Raw genomic sequence first — 15130 nt, 5'->3', positions numbered from 1 at the left:
AAAAGAGAAGCGACATTGACATTTAATCTCCGGCGTGGTATAATTAAATTGTAATGCTAACAAATGCTAACGACAGGTCGGTTTTCAAACATGAAAAAAGAGAAGTCGCCCGTTGCGGAATACATGAAGATCCGCCGCTATATGCTCAATTTTGTCGAGCAGGCGGGAGAAAAATCCGTACAGGCACCGACCATTCTGGAGCTGTCGCGGAAATTCGGAGTCAGTCGCCCGACGGTCAGCAAGGCGATGAAGATGCTGACCGATGACGGTTACATTATCGGGCGCCCCGGTCTCGGCGCCTTTACCAATCCAGCGAAAATCAACCGCCTTCAGGTGACGAAATATAAAAATGTCGCTCTGATTGTCGGCGACGGCATGATGGTTCATTTCGAGCCGTACTACCTGGAGCTCCTCGGGCGAATCGGAGTCGGAATCGCCCGGCAGAATTTCAAGGCCAACTTCATCCAACTGCCCTCTCATCAACAGGAGGCCGCAGCGGAGGAGATTGCGGCAACTTCCTGTGACATCCTGCTCTGGATCTCTCCGCCGGAGGAGCTTTCCCCGGTAATCCGGCAGTTGCGGGAGAGAGGAAAACGGCTTGTTGTTCTGGCAAATACCCCGGACTGCAAGGAGGGAAATCTGTACTTCGATTACGAAGCCTTCGGTTATCGGATCGGGAAAAAACTCCTTGCGGAAGGGCGGCGGAACATCGCCTACTTGCTCAACACTCCTGCCTGGTCCCGGCCCCTGATCGGGTTGCAGAAGGCCTACCAGGAGGCGGGGATCACGCTGGATTCTCGTCTCTTTTTCCCCGATATGATTCAACTGTGGCCGAAACTGGAAAAACTGCTGAACGCTTCCGGCAAAGTTGATGCAGTGTTCAGCGCGGTCTGCCCGACGAGCGTCTTTCTGCCGTTCTACCACAGCCTCTCTCCCCAAGTCCACTCGAGGGTGCGCTTTATCGTGGAGGAGGATGGGCAGCCGGCGGAATCGTTTTCCGGCTGGATCTTCCGCACTCCATTCCAGAAGATGGCGGACGAAATCTGCCGCCTCCTTGCTCTGGAGTGCGGCGGCATCCCTCAGGAACAAACCGGAATCGGAATCCCCATTGTGGAACAAGAGGTCAAGGATGGAGTGTATCTATGAGACGGCGAGACAAGATTCCTGAACACGGCGGTCCAACGGAGAAAAAATTTACATTGATTGAATTACTTATTGTAATTGCAATCATTGCAATTCTCGCATCGATTCTGCTTCCCGCCCTGGAGCGGGCGCGGTCGAAGGCGCGGGGGCTCAGCTGCGGCAACGCGATGAAGACACTCGGACTCGCCGCGACGCAGTATGCGGCGGATTTCGACGATTACTGGGTGCCGTACAACTATCCCGGCATCAGGAAATGGTTCGCGAATGAGACATTTCACCGGTATGCCAATTTTCCGAGAAATATGGAATCCCCGCAGTTTGTGCTCCGCAGTGCCCTCTGCCCGGAACCGTTCGCAGAACAGGTGGACAGCTGGATTGACCCGCGTTACGCAAAACTGGAAAATGTCTATGGAATCCCTTACAGTGGGAACGGTTGCGACTTCTATCCCGGGGGGAGCGGGATGGAGTACTCCCTCTTCCGGCTCAATAAAATCCGAACTCCGTCGAAGCGGTTCGGCTTTCTGGAAGGCTGCTGCGGCGGTCGTGTATACAACTACAGCAGTTCCTTGAATCACTGGCTGGCAGCCCCGCAGACTCAGGAAGAAGGCCGCGATGGAGTCATCGCCTACCGCCACGGCGGCGTGCAGACCAATTGCATCTTCTTCGACGGCCATCTGGAAATGAGGTCGCATGCCAACGTTGACGGGACGAACTATTCCTCCTCGCACCCGAATTTTTTTCTCTGGAGACCATATCTGTAAACAAAGAAAGGAGATTCTTCACCATGCAGATTTCAAAACTCTCCATCCTGTCCGCGGCTCTTCCGCTTTTTCTGAGCGCCGCAGAGCCGGTGTTCTATGTGCCGATGGATGGTTCCGCGGACATCCTCGGCAAAGGGGGCAGCAAGGTGGCCGCCGGTATCGTCCGCGGTACGGCAGACTATCAGCCGGGCGTGATCGGTCAGGCGCTGGATGTAAGGCGCCAGGCTTACGATCAGGTCACGACAGCCACTTTCACCCGTCTGCCGGAATGCGATACCGGTGACGGTACGATCGCCTTCTGGTTCAAACCGCACTGGAAGGAGACCGATCCGGAACAGTATCCGATCATCACCGGGCGCGACGATGCCTGGAAGTTTCGCTTCTATCTGCTGAAGTTGAAAAATGGACAGATCGAACTTTCAGTCTGCGTGCCGGGGCAGGTCCAGATCATCAAGAAGAATCTGTTCAAGCAGGAGGAGTGGGCCCACATCGCCTTCACCTGGAACCGGGCCGAAAATGAAGTCAGACTCTACATCAACGGCAAGGAGGTCGGCCACCAGACCCGGCCGGATGCGTACCGGAAACTGCCACTTCAGAAACTCAACTTCTTCTGCGGAACAGAGAACACCGACCGTTTCAAAGCCACTGTCGGAAACGGAGTGTATGATGAAATCAAATATTTCGATCGAACGCTGGACGCGTCGGAAATCTTCATGATCGCTTCCGGCGGGAAGAAAGAGAAGACGATCTCTCTTTCTCTGGAGCCGGCGTGGCGCAATGGAGAGCGGCTTTCATTTGCATTCCGTTCTCCTGAAGCGCGTCCTGCCGGACCGAAACGGCTCCTCGTTTTGAATGGGGCGGACGCAAAAAAAAAATTACTCTTTCCGCAATGGGGGGCTCCGGAAGAGTTGCGCTGATTGTGGAAAACGGCGGAACGACGCAAACCGTGGAGTCCTGCTACACGCTTTCGCTCAACGTTCCGCATAAGCTCACGCTCGAACAGGCGGACCGGACGCTGACGTTCCTGCTGGACGATGCCTTGCAGGGCCGTTTTGCAATGGCGGAGCCCTTCGGAGACATCGTCTCGGCGGAGGGGGCGGAAGGAATTTCGCTCCTTCCGCCGGAAACCGTTCCGGCCGCGGACGAGACGAAGCGCCTCGCCGATACAACGGTCCGCCCCGTGGAACAGCCGCTGTGGGATCTCGCCGATGCGCAGAGAACTGCCGACGGCGTCAGGCGTGGCGTCTGTCTGAACGGGTACTGGCGTGTCATACCTGTCAACGATTTCTCCTGGGCGCCTCCGCCGGGAGAGTGGGGATACATGCGCGTCCCCGGAAGTTTCCGTTCGCCGCTTTTTCAGATCTACCGCGACAGGAACGGGAAACTGGTATCCGCAAACTGGCAGTGGAACAATCGGAAGCTGATTCAGCACCGTGCCGGCTGGTATCAGCGGGTATTTGAGCTTCCGGCCGACCTGCGGAAAGGGGGGCGCATCTATCTGAACTTCACCAATCTCAACGCCGATGCCGGCCGTGTCTATCTGAACGGAAAGCTGGTCGACAGTTTCCGGCAGGACTTCAAAACCTTCACCGCAGTGCCGAACGCCCGCCGGATCGACGTCTCCGATCTGCTGGCGAAAGAGGGAAAAAATGTATTGACGCTGTTTCTCGACCGTCATTTCGTCGATCTGTGGCAGGGGGTGCCGAGCATCGGCGACCACGGTGAAATCGCGCTGGACGACGTGTGGCTGGAAAACGCGCCGGCGAAAATCGCTCTGAAAAGCGCGGTCGCCTTCCCCTCTTTCCGGAAGAAGAACGTTTCGCTGCGCGCCCGGATTCAGAATCCGACAGGCGAAAGAGGCCCCTGCGCTGTTCGATTCGATTTCCGGCGTGATGGAAAGACGCAGAAATCTTTCCTTCGCAAATTTACGCTGGATGGTTCGCCGGAGCAGCTGATTTTGTTTACGGGCACCTGGCGCGATCCGGTCCTCTGGAATGCGGAACAACCGAATCTCTACCGGATGAGTGTCGCGTTGATTCGGGAGGAACAGGAGGTCGATACCTTCCCCATGCAGGATTTCGGTTTCCGTGAGATGTGGGTGGAGAACGGTGAATTCCGTTTGAACGGCAACAAGATGCGACTGCGGATGTGGACGAGTCCGGGATTGAACCGGCTGCGTTACTATTACGGAAATCCACGGGCGGTCGGCCAGTATGTGGCGCATGTCAAAGAGATGAATTACGACACCGTCCGTTTCGACCCGTTCCGCAAGACCTCGCAGGTCGCCTGGCAGGACTATCTCAACGAATCCAACCGGCAGGGACTTTACAACCTTTTCCCGATGCCGCCCTACGAGGATGAGGAGCTGGTCGGCTATACGAAGGAGGTGGCCCGTTTTCTCGAACATTACGGCAATCATCCAACCATTTTGATGTGGTATACCGATTTCAACACCTGCAGTTACGCCTGGAACCAGGATCCGGCCAAACTGAACGACACGGATTATATCCCCCTGGCCACTCTGCCGGCGCGCAAACGGGCTCAGACTGCGGAAAAGGTGATGCGCGCTCTGGATCCGAGCAGGGAACTGTTTCAGCATGCGGGCGGCAATTCAGGGAAAATTTTCACCTCGATGAACTATCAGTCGCTCGGCACGCCGCTTCAGGAACAGGAGGACTGGCCGAAGCAGTGGTCGGCAAGACACACCCAGCCGCTGATGGTGGTGGAGTCTGCCTTCCCGTTCCCTGCCCAGTTCTGGCATTTCGAGACGGGCGGCGCCGGCAGGACCGGATTTGAACTCGGTGCGGAACATGCCGCCCGCTACTTCGGTGACGCGGTGTTCGGCCGGGAGGCTCGACCGGTCCCCCATGCGAGTACCTGGCTCAATTCGCCGTATGCGAGCTGGAACCGCAACATATTCGACCTCAGCGCGATGCTGTACCGCCATGTGGTCAGAGCGTGGCGGGCTTACGATATGTCGGGGCTCGGCGACTTCCCGGGCGGACGCGACATGGACCGCACCGCCCGCACCTACGACGCCCACACGGTCGTCTACGAGGTGGACGACAACGTCAAATCCGCCGGTCTCAAACCGGATGTTCCCGTCGGCTGGAGCGAGACCCAGAGTCATCTGTTGACCGACTATTCGCAGCCGGAGGGGCTCGACAGGATCATCCGCGCCTCCTTTGCGCCGCTGCTGATCTTCCTCGGCGGAATGCCGGAGGATTTCACGAACAAGGATCACGCGTTTTTCTCCGGTGAAAAATTCCGCAAGAGCGCGGTCATCGTCAACGATCATACGACGCCCCGGACCGTGACCTGCCGCTGGGAGCTTACGATGGAAGGGAAGAGCGTCCGGCAGGGCGAAATAACGGCAACCGCCGCTCCCGGCGCCATTCTCAAGCTGCCGATTCCGCTCACCGCTCCGAAGGTCTACAAGCGCACTGATGCGGAACTGCGGCTGACTGCGTTGAAGGACGATGCGCTCATTCTGGAGGATTCGTTCCGGCTGCAATTCTTTCCGAAACGGGTCCCGCCGGAGTTTCATGACATCTCCGCCGGGCTTTACGATCCGGATGGGGCTACGACGGCAATGCTTGAACAGGCGGGCTTCCCGTTCCGCAAGGTCCGGACGCTCGACGACGTGAAGCAGTGCCGCCTGCTGATTCTCGGCAAAAATGCGCTGAAGGAATCCAATCCGGAACTCCTGAAGCAGGTGGAGAATGCCCGGCTGATCGAACGTGGCTTGAAAGTGCTGATCTTTGAACAGAAGGCGTGCAATCTGGCCAACCTGGTATTTGAATCGCCGAGCGCCCGCAACGCCTTTCTGCGGCGTCCGGAAAGCCCGTATGTCGCCGGGCTGAAGGAGGAGGACTTCAGCAACTGGCGAGGCTCGGCGGACTCCGTCCCGGCATTTGTGTTGTCGGCGGAGAACAGCCCCCACTATCCGCGCTCCAAGTGGAAGTGCGGCAACGGCGGAATCGTCAGCGGAAATGTGATCCGCAAGCCGAGCTACGGCAACTTCCGGACGATCGTCGACTGCGGCTTCAACCTGATGTTCGCGTCTCTGCTGGAGCTCCGGAAAGAGCACGGTCTGGTGCTTTTCTGCCAGCTCGACGTGACCAACCGTTACGGCAAGGACCCCGTCGCAACAAAACTCGTGGACAATCTGCTCGTTGAAATGGGGAAACGGTTTGTTCCGATCGGTCCCCAGCGCGTCGGGTATCTCGGTGACGCGAAGAACGAGGCGATCCTCAAGCGCATGGGCATGCAGTATCGGAAACTGAAGCCGGAGAATCTCTGGGAGATCGGCGGGCAGCAGGTGCTGATCCTCGGTGCGGACCCGGTTCCGGAGAACCGGCGCGACGAGTTGAGAAAACAGCTTTCCCGGGGGAAGACGGTCGTCGCTCTCCCCGGCGCGCCGCTGGAGCTCCTGCCCGGCAAGCTGAAACGCGGAACCAGAGAGCTCTTTCGCGCCTCCGTTCCGAAACATGATCCGGTGTTTGCCGGAATTCCGGAGGCGGACCTCTATTTCCGCGAAGCGAAAAAATTGCCGGTGCTGGTGTCCGCCCCGGACTGGACGATCGCCACGCAACCGGCACTCTTTGCCAAACTTGATCAGATCATCACGGCGACCGTGGTATTGAATCTTTCCCCGGACGAAATTGACGGACTGTGGAATCCGGAAAAGGTTGCGCGCGTCTGGTCGGCCATCTTCACCAACATGAACATCGGCCTCGGCAAAGATCTGAAACTCTTCACCGCCGCAAAGAGTCGTCATAACACGCTCCGTTTCAGCCGGGGCAAAGCTGTGCCGGAAAGGTGCGGACTCCGGTTTGATCCGAAGAACGAGGGGAAGGTCTCCGACACGGAGGGCTTCGTCCCGATCAAGCTCGGTCTCTCCTGGGAAGCTCAGGGACATCAGCAGCCGAATCCGCACTGCACCTATCCGGCGGGAATGGCGAAGAATCTGAAGCGTCCCTTCGACGGTTATGCGTGGTACCGCTGCACGGTGAAGATTCCCGCCTCGTGGAAGGGGTGCACCCTGCGCCTCTCCGGCGGTCCGATCGACGACTGCGACTGGACTTACTGGAACGGGACCAAAATCGGCGAGACCACCTTCCAATCCAATCCGAAATGCTATCAGACGAAACGGGATTACCCGATTCCGGAAAAGCTCGTAAAGTTCGGCGCGGAGAACACGCTTGTCATTCGGGTCTTCGACCGCTGGGGCGAAGGCGGCGTCACCGGTCCGCTCACCGTGATCGCCGAGGAGGCGAACGCCACCGATTCCTGGTCTCCCTACATCGACAAGCTCGACTTCTACGATGTCGACGCATTTCATAACTGGTAAAAAAGGAAAGTAACGAAAAGTATATTTTTTACAGGATGATCCGTCTCCGCCGAAACATTCCCCGGGATGGGGTCGGCGGATTTTTTCCCAAAATTCAAAATGGAGATTCAGTATGCTCGGTATTTTTTCCATGAAAGATGAGATCCGGTTTCCGGAGAATTTCGTCTGGGGCTCGGCGACCGCCGGTCACCAGATCGAAGGCGACAACATCCACAGCTCCAACTGGCACCGGGAACAGGCGGAGCACTATCCGGAACCCTCCGGCAAGGCGTGCAACTTCTGGAACCTCTGGAAAGAGGATTTCGCCCTCCTCGACGAACTGGGCCACAAGATGTTCCGCATGTCGATCGAATGGTCGCGAATCGAACCGGAGGAGGGGCGGCATGACGAGGAGGCGCTGAAGCGGTACCTCGCAATGTTCGAGGAGCTGAAGCGGCGCGGCTGCCGGCTCTGCCTCACGTTGCATCACTTCTCCCATCCGCAGTGGTTTGAGGAGAAAGGAGAGTTCTGCCGGCGCGACAACATCGGGTATTTTCTCCGCCATCTGGAGTATCTGGTGCCGAAGATCGCTCCGTATGTCGATCTGTGGAACATCTTCAACGAGTTCAACAACGGGGATTCGCTGGAGCTGTATGACCGGAAGGCCAACTGCCTCGTCGCGCACGCCCGGGCAGCGGCTCTGATCCGGAGCTGGTCGAAGGCTCCCATCAGCACAGCTCATGCGATGTGCCCCTATCAGCCTCGTGACCCGGAAGATGAGTTCGATGTGACGCGGACACGGATTCGGAACTGGGTCATCAACGACTTCTTCTATCACGCGATCCGGACTGGAGAGATTCTCTTTCCCTACCGCGACGGCGAGGTGATCGACGGGTTGAAACACTCCTGCGACTTCTGGTCGATCAACTACTACACCCGCCACTTCGTCACCGCACGGACCGCCGACGGCAATGCTCCCCGTTACGAATGCCATCGAATCCGTCCGATCAACCGGGAGTTCTATCTGGAGGAGTTTTACCCGCAGGGGCTCGTCGATGGACTGTGCAAACTTCGCGATCTGCCGATCTATATCACCGAGAACGGATTCTGCTGCGACGACGACCGGCTGCGCATCCTCTATCTGGCGCGCCATCTGCAGGCGCTTGCGGAGGCGATCGAACGCTCCTGCGATGTGCGCGGCTATCTCTACTGGTCGCTGTTCGACAACTACGAATGGGGCAGTTTCGTCCCCCGGTTCGGCATGGTCGGGGTCGATTTCAAAACTTTCCGCCGCACGCCGAAACCGACTGCGTATTTCTATCGGGAGATTATCCGGAACAATGCGATGAGTCGTGAACTTCTGCTCGATTATCTGCCGGAGTTCCGGGACTGGATCATCTATCCGGCGGACCAGGGAGGCCGGCCATGAAGAGAAAACCGTTTTTCGCCTATCGTTCGTTCCGAAAAGAACTGCCGACCAGAAAGCAGTTTGCCGACCTTGGAATCCGTCAGTTCTGCATCTTCCCGGCCAACACGGTTAACGCGCTCGGGCAGCCCTATTCGGAGTATCCGCCGGTCTGGCTCGGCGACCGCTGTTACGATTTCGAGGCGTTCGACCGGCAGTTCGACGACATTCTCGCCTTCTGCCCGGAGGCGGAATTTCTGCTGATGGTGGATCTTAATTCGCCCCCGTGGCTGGTGCGGCAACTGCAGTGCCTCCGGCAGCCCGGCGACAGCTTCTGCGAAGTTTCCGAAGTGCTGTGCAGCGAATTGTGGCTCGATACGACCATGCACTGTCTTGAAACACTGCTGGAACATGCGCAGGAGAAATATGCTGACCACATCCGCTGCGTCATCCTCGCTTGCGGGGCGACCGATGAGTGGATGGATTACTCGCTCGGAGCCGAATCCGACGACAAGCGGCGGCGGTTTCTCGCCTGGCTCCACGAGAACAACCTGCCGGAACAGAAATCGATCCCCGATTTCGCCCGTCGCTACCATGCGGAACACTGCGACGGAATGCTTCGCGATCCGGAAGCGGACCGGGAGGCGCTGACCTACTGGAAATTCCACAGCGAACTCATTGCCGACGGCATCTGCCGCTTCGCCGAGGTTGCCCGGAAGCATCTGCGTTCGGAGCAGGAGATCGGAGTCTTCTTCGGGTATCTGATGGAACTGGGCGAGAAGAGCATGGTCAGCTGCGGTCATCTCGCGTACGAGCGGGTGGTCCGTTCGAAGGAGGTGGACTTCTTCATCGCGCCCGGCGACTACTGTGACCGCGCCATCGGTGGCGGAGGCGGCTTCCAGAGCCTCCACGGTGCGCTCCGGTTGAACGGCAAACAGTTTCTGCACGAACTGGACCATCACACCCACACCGCCAATCTGCAGCTGACGCCGCACATCCGGGTTTCCTGGTGTCGCCCCTGGCCGGACGCGAAGGCGGACATCGCCGGACTTCGTCGGGAGTTCTGCCGCACCCTGCTGCACGGCGCTTCGCTCTGGTGGTTCGATATGTGGGGCGGCTACTATTCGGACCCCGAGGTGCTCCGGAGCATCGGCGAAATGCGGAAGCTGTGGGAGCTTCTCGCCGATGCCGATCGGCTGCCTGACGCCGAAGTCGCGCTGATCGCCGATCCGGAGAGTGTTCTCTACTGCAACGATTTCCGGAAGGGAAATCCGCTGTGTCATATTTTTCATGAGGCCCAGAAGGTCTGCAACCGTTTCGGTGCGCCGTACGTCCTCTATGACCGGGCGTCGCTTCCGTTGCTTCGCCGGGTGCCGAAACTTGCGATTCTCCCGTTGTGGGTAGAGCTGGATGACGTGCGGCGACAGGAGCTTGAACGCTGTCTTCCGGGAACGCGCCTGATCTGGCTGGGCCCCTGCGGCCTGAGTGACGGTTCCCGCTGGGAACAGCAGCCTCTGCCGGGACTTCATCTGCCGGAGTATACGCAACTCACGCCGGAACTGCTGCGGAAAGAGGCGGCGGCGGCCGGGGTTCATCTCTACGGCGAGTGCAATCTGCCGCTCTGGGCGACGGAGGATCTTCTTTCGTGCCATTCCGCGGAGTCGGGGAAACGCACCTTCCGCCTGAAATGCAAGGCGGCGGCCGTCATCGAACTCTTTTCCGGAAAAACCGTCGCGGAACACACCGCAGAGTTCTGTTATGTGTTTGACGGTCCGGAAACAGTGTTGTTCCACCTGATTCCGGAGAAGTAATTTTCTCCCGCGGGGAAAGACGTGATCATGTCGGCGCAGAATCGCAACATCGGAATTTCGATGATGTTCCGTTCGCTGATCCTGACTGCTAGTCGCCATTTCCCCGCGGCTGAGAGGATTTTCGGAATACACTCCTGTCTGCCGGTTTCCTCTGGGGGATTGCGGCACTTGTCTGACAGCGCCGCCCGGATGGAACTGGGGGATGGATTTCTCTTCTCAACGCAGAATGGTCCCCCCTTTCCATAGAGGGGACCCTGCGTTTCACCGGGGCGGAATGCGGTTTCCCGGTCAGGCGTTCAGCTCCTGCCGGAGGGCGTAGGCGCGGTTGCTGGTGATCGAGTCGACGCCCAGGTCGATCAGGGTCTTCGCCCGCTCCGGCTGATCCACCGTCCAGACGTGGAAGGTGAAACCGGCTTTGTGAAGGGTTTCGACGTACTCCGGCGTCGCTTTGCTTTCCAGCAGGTCGATCCCGTCGACGCCGAGCGAACGGAGTTTGGCCGCCAGTTCGTCGGGCGTGTAGAGGAATCCGCGGTCCTCGCGCTCGTTGCAGGTGAGCCAGTAGGCACGGTGGGCCGGGAAGAGCCGTTTCACCGCCGAAATGGTCGTTTCGTCGAAGGCGATGAAGGTCAGCTGTTCCGGACGGCATCCGGAGGCGGCGAAGATCTCCCGGAGCCGGTCGACGATCGGGCCGACGCTCTTGAGTTCGATGTAGATCTCCCCGTAATCCGGCATGGTGCGGAGCACTTCCGCAAGCGTCGGCACCCGGGTGAAACGCCACTGCGGCCCTTTCCACGCGCCGGCGTCGAGCGCCTTGATTTCGGCGAGCGTGAGTTCCGCAAGTTCGCGTTTGACGCCGCAGGTGCGGCCGGCGTTGCTGTCGTGCATGCAGACCACTTCCCCGTCGCGCGTCAGATGGAAGTCCCCCTCGATCACGCGGGCGCCGCGCGCCCAGGCCAGGGTGAAGGATTCCAGCGTATTTTCCGGGGCCGCTTCGGATTCTCCCCGGTGTGCGACAAATTGAACCGCCATGATCGTATTCCTCCGTTTCAGCGTCACTTCTCACAATCCGAAGTAAATATAACATCGACTCCGGTGTTTTCCACATTTTCGAGCAGAATCTCGCCGCAGTGGACCGGCATTTTCACTTGCAGGCGGTAGAGACGGTTGAGCAGTGCGTCGATGTGGCGGCGCGGCAGTCCGCGGCTGGTGCGTACCGGAATGCGCGGCATCGACGGCGAATCCGACGCGACCGTGGCGGTGACCATACGGCGTGGATCGGTGAGTTCTTCCTGGGCGTAGGCCGCGCCGCGCGGACAGCGGTTGCCGGAGATCTTCCAGGATGCGTTTTCCTTTTCCCGTTCGGCGGTCAGCCGGCAGCCGGTCGGGCAGCAGATGCAGAGAAACTGTTTTTTCAGCATGATTGCTCCTCCTTGCAGGTCAAACGGAACCGCAGGGCGCCGGGCGCGGAGAGAAGGGTTCCGGGAATGTCGGCGGTCATCATTTCGGCGGGACGGATTGAACGATAACACCGTTTCCAGATCACTTCACCGTCGAGTGTGGCTTCGAGTTCGGCCTCTTCGCAGCAGAGCAGCGGACGGAAGAAGAAACGGGTGTCCCGCCGCGGCGTGAAGTAGTTGGGGATGGCGTACTTGAGGTTGGCTCCCGCCGTGACCGTGCCGCGTTCGGCGGGGCGGTCTCCGGCGAGGTAGCGCACCGCCGCGCGGGCCGCCGCCGTCGCTTCGAGCGAGACGAAGTCGACCAGATCGTGGACGTGCAGGACGTTTCCTCCGGCGAACACCCCCGGCACGCTGGTCTGGAAATCGGCGTCGACGATCGCGCCGCCGGTCGCCGGATTGATGGCGACGCCGAGCGGAACGGCAAGTTCGTTCTCCGGCAGCAATCCGACCGAGAAGAGCAGCGTGTCGCAGTCGATGCGGAACTGTTGTTCCAGAAGCGGAACACCGTCCCGGAGCGGGGCGACATCGACCGATTCGACCCGTTCGCGGCCGTGGATGCCGACGACCGAGTGTTCGAGATAGAGCGGAATGTGGAAATCCTCCAGACACTGGGCGACGTTACGGGGCAATCCGGAGGGGGTGGGCATGATTTCAACGACCGCCTTGACTTCGACGCCGCTCCAGCGGAGCCGCCGCGCCATGATGAGTCCGATGTCGCCGGAGCCGACGATCACCGCACTGTGCCCCGGCAGCATGCCCTCCATGTTGAGCAGTTTCTGCGCGGAACCGGCGGTGAAGATGCCGGCCGGACGGGTGCCCGGAATCGCCAGATTGCCGCGGTTGCGTTCGCGACAGCCCATCGCCAGAATGACGGCGCGCGCGTCGATCCGGGTGACGCCGTCGGCGGCGGAGAGCGTCGTCAGCGTGAAGGTGCTGTCCTCCCGGCGTTCGATCGAGCTTACGGTATGGCCGAGGGCGAATTCCGCTCCGGCCTCCTTCGCCAGAAGTTCCACCCGGTGCGCGTATTCCGGACCGGTCAGCTCCTCCTTGAAGTAGCGCAGGCCGAAGCCGTTGTGGATGCATTGCCGGAGGATTCCCCCAGCGGATTCCTCGCGGTCGATGGCGAGCGCGGCAAGGCCCGAACGGGCACATTCGGCGGCGGCGGCGAGTCCGGCCGCACCGGCGCCGATGACGGCGACGTCGCAGGTTCTGTGCTGAATCATAAGGTTTCCTCCTTCTGCGATTCGACCGGGAGGGTGCCGAGCCGTCCGCCGAGCAGGCGGCTGTTGCCGCCCTTTTTGGTCAGCTCCTCCATCGGGATGCCGGTCTCCCGGCTGAGAATCTTCATGATCTTCGCCGAACAGAAGCCGCCCTGACAGCGGCCCATTCCGGCGCGGGTGTAGAACTTGATGCCGTCGAGCGTGGTGTGGCCCTTGCGGATCGCCTCGACGATCTCCGCTTCGGAAACCTTTTCGCAGCGGCAGACGATGTGGGTCCAGGCTGGATCGGTCTTGTGGAGGCGGTCGAGCGCCTCGGGCGTCTCGTGGCGCGCCTCGTGACGGGGGGCGAGTTCGTACTGAATCTGTTCCTTCTCGACCAGCGTCAGCCCGGCCTGCTTGAGCAGATCCTTGACGTAGACGCCGATGGCGGGGGAGGCGGTGAGTCCCGGTGACTGGATTCCGGCGACTTGAATGAAACGGGGAGCCTTTTCCGAGCGGGCGATGTAGAAGTCCTCGGAGTCGAGCACCGGACGCAGTCCGGCGAACGAGGTGATGAGGTCGCGCGGCGAAATCCCGTTGACCATGTGGCGCACCAGCGAGAGGATCCGCTGCATGTTGTCGGCGCTGGTGGAGGTGTCGAGTTTGTTTTCGCAGGGATCGGCGGTCGGACCGATCATCGTGGTTCCCTCCGCAGTCGGAATCACCAGCACCCCTTTCGAATGGGCAGTCGGCACCGGGAAGATCACCCGGCGGGGGCGGGCGGGGCTGTTCCGGTCGAGCAGATACTCCTCACCCTTGCGCGGGTGGATGGTGAAGGATTCCCCGCCGAAGAGGGCGGAGACCCGGTCGGCGAAGAGTCCGGCGGCGTTGACCGCGTAGCGGGCGCGGATGGTGCGGCCGTCGGCGGCGGTGATGCGCCAGCAGTCGCCGTCGTTTTCGGCGGCGGTGACTTCGAAGCCGGTGCAGAGTTCGACCCCGTTGCGGCGGGCTCCTTCGACCAGGCTGAAGACGTAGCGGTAGGGCTCGATGGTGCCGCCGTTGGGGCAGAAGAATCCGCCGACCACTTCGGGATTGAGTTTGGGTTCGAGTTCGAGCAGGCGGTCGCGGCCGCACATTTCGAGGTTGCGGACGCCGTTGGCGACGCCCTGCGCGTAGAGTTTGCGCACGACGGCCATCTCCTCTTCGCTGAAGGCGACCACGACGATGCCGTTGCGTTCGAAGGGGAAGCCCAGCTCGTACTGGAGTTTTTCGAATTCGAGGTTGCCGAGGATCTCCAGCTTTGCCTTGAGGCTGGTCACCGGGTGGTGGAAGCCGCCGTGGATGATTCCGGAATTCGCCTTGGAGACGCCGAAGCCGACGTCCGCCCACCGCTCGACCAGCGCCGTTTTCACGTGGTAACGCGACAGCTGCCACGCGGTGGAGGCTCCGGACACGCCGGCGCCGATGATTGCGACATCATATTCCATCGAGTTGCCTTTCCGTTCCCCGGATTCGGGGGTTGTTTACTTTAAAGTTTACTAAATATAAACTCGGATGGAATAAAAAGCAAGCGGTGCAGAAAAAAATCCGGTCACGGGGAAACGGGACCGGGAGGGGAACGGAGAATTACTCCAGAACGCCGATGAGATAACCGAAGAGGTTGTGACCGTCGTAGAGCAGGGGGACGGGGGCGGTTTTGCGGACGCCGCCGGGTTGCAGATCGGTACGGACGAACATGAATTCGAGCACTTCGCCGGAGAAGGGGAGGGGGCGGTCGAGCCGATGAAACGCGGCGAAGGGGAAGGCGCATTCGGCGAAGAACCCGCCGGGCGTTCTGCCGCTGGTGATCTGCAGTGCCGACGGCCGGGCGTCGAACTGCGTGACATGCAGCCCGAGAGTGCGGGAGAAAAAGTGAAGTCCGACGAAGGGCGGCACCTCCGGGGCGGCGACGATCTCCCAGTAGCTGGTGAGGCGGCGGCTGCCGCGGAGGAAGAATTCGATGCTGTCGGCCTCGTAGGGGCG

Annotated in this window: 11 protein-coding genes; 6 read left to right on the top strand and 5 right to left on the bottom strand. The window is 59.9% G+C overall.

Translation table 11 applies throughout. The annotated features are described in order from the left end of the window. Positions 1-90: 90 nt before the first annotated feature. The 6 genes from ACMLHG_RS01470 to ACMLHG_RS01445 all read left to right on the top strand — a co-directional run bounded on the left by ACMLHG_RS01470 (position 91) and on the right by ACMLHG_RS01445 (position 10452). The gene (locus ACMLHG_RS01470; protein ID WP_417169305.1) at positions 91-1146 is read left to right on the top strand and encodes a GntR family transcriptional regulator; all 1056 of its coding nucleotides are present in this window, start codon (positions 91-93) and stop codon (positions 1144-1146) included. Next, on the top strand, positions 1143-1904 hold the full coding sequence (locus tag ACMLHG_RS01465) for a prepilin-type N-terminal cleavage/methylation domain-containing protein (protein WP_295812332.1): 762 nt from the start codon (positions 1143-1145) through the stop codon (positions 1902-1904). The genes ACMLHG_RS01470 and ACMLHG_RS01465 overlap by 4 nt, the downstream gene beginning before the upstream one ends. Before the next feature lie 23 nt (positions 1905-1927). Beyond that, positions 1928-2821 carry a LamG domain-containing protein gene (locus ACMLHG_RS01460; protein ID WP_295812334.1) on the top strand — a complete coding sequence of 298 codons (894 nt, stop codon included), beginning with the start codon at positions 1928-1930 and terminating at the stop codon, positions 2819-2821. A 2-nt stretch (positions 2822-2823) separates the two neighbouring features. Continuing rightward, complete coding sequence (locus ACMLHG_RS01455; protein WP_417169304.1) at positions 2824-7257, top strand: hypothetical protein; 4434 nt, start codon at positions 2824-2826, stop codon at positions 7255-7257. 112 nt (positions 7258-7369) lie between these two features. Next, entirely contained in the window at positions 7370-8665 is a 1296-nt protein-coding gene (locus ACMLHG_RS01450; protein WP_417169303.1) for a glycoside hydrolase family 1 protein, read from the top strand. Further along, positions 8662-10452, top strand: a complete 1791-nt coding sequence (locus ACMLHG_RS01445) for a hypothetical protein (protein WP_417169302.1) — start codon at positions 8662-8664, stop codon at positions 10450-10452. Before ACMLHG_RS01450 ends, ACMLHG_RS01445 begins: the two co-directional genes overlap by 4 nt. A gap of 288 nt (positions 10453-10740) precedes the next feature. Here the strand turns inward: ACMLHG_RS01445 and ACMLHG_RS01440 are convergent, their stop codons facing one another. The 5 genes from ACMLHG_RS01440 to ACMLHG_RS01420 form a co-directional block, all read right to left on the bottom strand. Then, complete coding sequence (locus ACMLHG_RS01440; protein ID WP_295812346.1) at positions 10741-11481, bottom strand: glycerophosphodiester phosphodiesterase; 741 nt, start codon at positions 11479-11481, stop codon at positions 10741-10743. 23 nt (positions 11482-11504) lie between these two features. Then, complete coding sequence (locus ACMLHG_RS01435) at positions 11505-11870, bottom strand: DUF1667 domain-containing protein (RefSeq protein WP_295812351.1); 366 nt, start codon at positions 11868-11870, stop codon at positions 11505-11507. After that, the gene (locus tag ACMLHG_RS01430; RefSeq protein WP_417169301.1) at positions 11864-13132 is read right to left on the bottom strand and encodes an NAD(P)/FAD-dependent oxidoreductase; all 1269 of its coding nucleotides are present in this window, start codon (positions 13130-13132) and stop codon (positions 11864-11866) included. The genes ACMLHG_RS01435 and ACMLHG_RS01430 overlap by 7 nt, the downstream gene beginning before the upstream one ends. Beyond that, positions 13129-14595 carry an NAD(P)/FAD-dependent oxidoreductase gene (locus ACMLHG_RS01425; RefSeq protein ID WP_295812359.1) on the bottom strand — a complete coding sequence of 489 codons (1467 nt, stop codon included), beginning with the start codon at positions 14593-14595 and terminating at the stop codon, positions 13129-13131. Before ACMLHG_RS01425 ends, ACMLHG_RS01430 begins: the two co-directional genes overlap by 4 nt. Positions 14596-14734: 139 nt before the next feature. Continuing rightward, positions 14735-15130: hypothetical protein (locus tag ACMLHG_RS01420; protein WP_417169300.1), on the bottom strand; the 396-nt coding region annotated here is incomplete at its 5' end.

Source organism: Victivallis sp., assembly GCF_048170485.1.
GTDB lineage: Bacteria > Verrucomicrobiota > Lentisphaeria > Victivallales > Victivallaceae > Victivallis.
This window is presented reverse-complemented; position numbering and strand designations above follow the sequence as displayed.

Bases quoted from the DNA above. Each gene is read 5' to 3' on its own strand.
- ACMLHG_RS01470 (WP_417169305.1), top strand. From the start codon at position 91: ATGAAAAAAGAGAAGTCGCCCGTTGCGGAATACATGAAGATCCGCCGC.
- ACMLHG_RS01465 (WP_295812332.1), top strand. From the start codon at position 1,143: ATGAGACGGCGAGACAAGATTCCTGAACACGGCGGTCCAACGGAGAAA.
- ACMLHG_RS01460 (WP_295812334.1), top strand. From the start codon at position 1,928: ATGCAGATTTCAAAACTCTCCATCCTGTCCGCGGCTCTTCCGCTTTTT.
- ACMLHG_RS01450 (WP_417169303.1), top strand. From the start codon at position 7,370: ATGCTCGGTATTTTTTCCATGAAAGATGAGATCCGGTTTCCGGAGAAT.
- ACMLHG_RS01445 (WP_417169302.1), top strand. From the start codon at position 8,662: ATGAAGAGAAAACCGTTTTTCGCCTATCGTTCGTTCCGAAAAGAACTG.
- ACMLHG_RS01440 (WP_295812346.1), bottom strand. From the start codon at position 11,481: ATGGCGGTTCAATTTGTCGCACACCGGGGAGAATCCGAAGCGGCCCCG.
- ACMLHG_RS01435 (WP_295812351.1), bottom strand. From the start codon at position 11,870: ATGCTGAAAAAACAGTTTCTCTGCATCTGCTGCCCGACCGGCTGCCGG.
- ACMLHG_RS01430 (WP_417169301.1), bottom strand. From the start codon at position 13,132: ATGATTCAGCACAGAACCTGCGACGTCGCCGTCATCGGCGCCGGTGCG.
- ACMLHG_RS01425 (WP_295812359.1), bottom strand. From the start codon at position 14,595: ATGGAATATGATGTCGCAATCATCGGCGCCGGCGTGTCCGGAGCCTCC.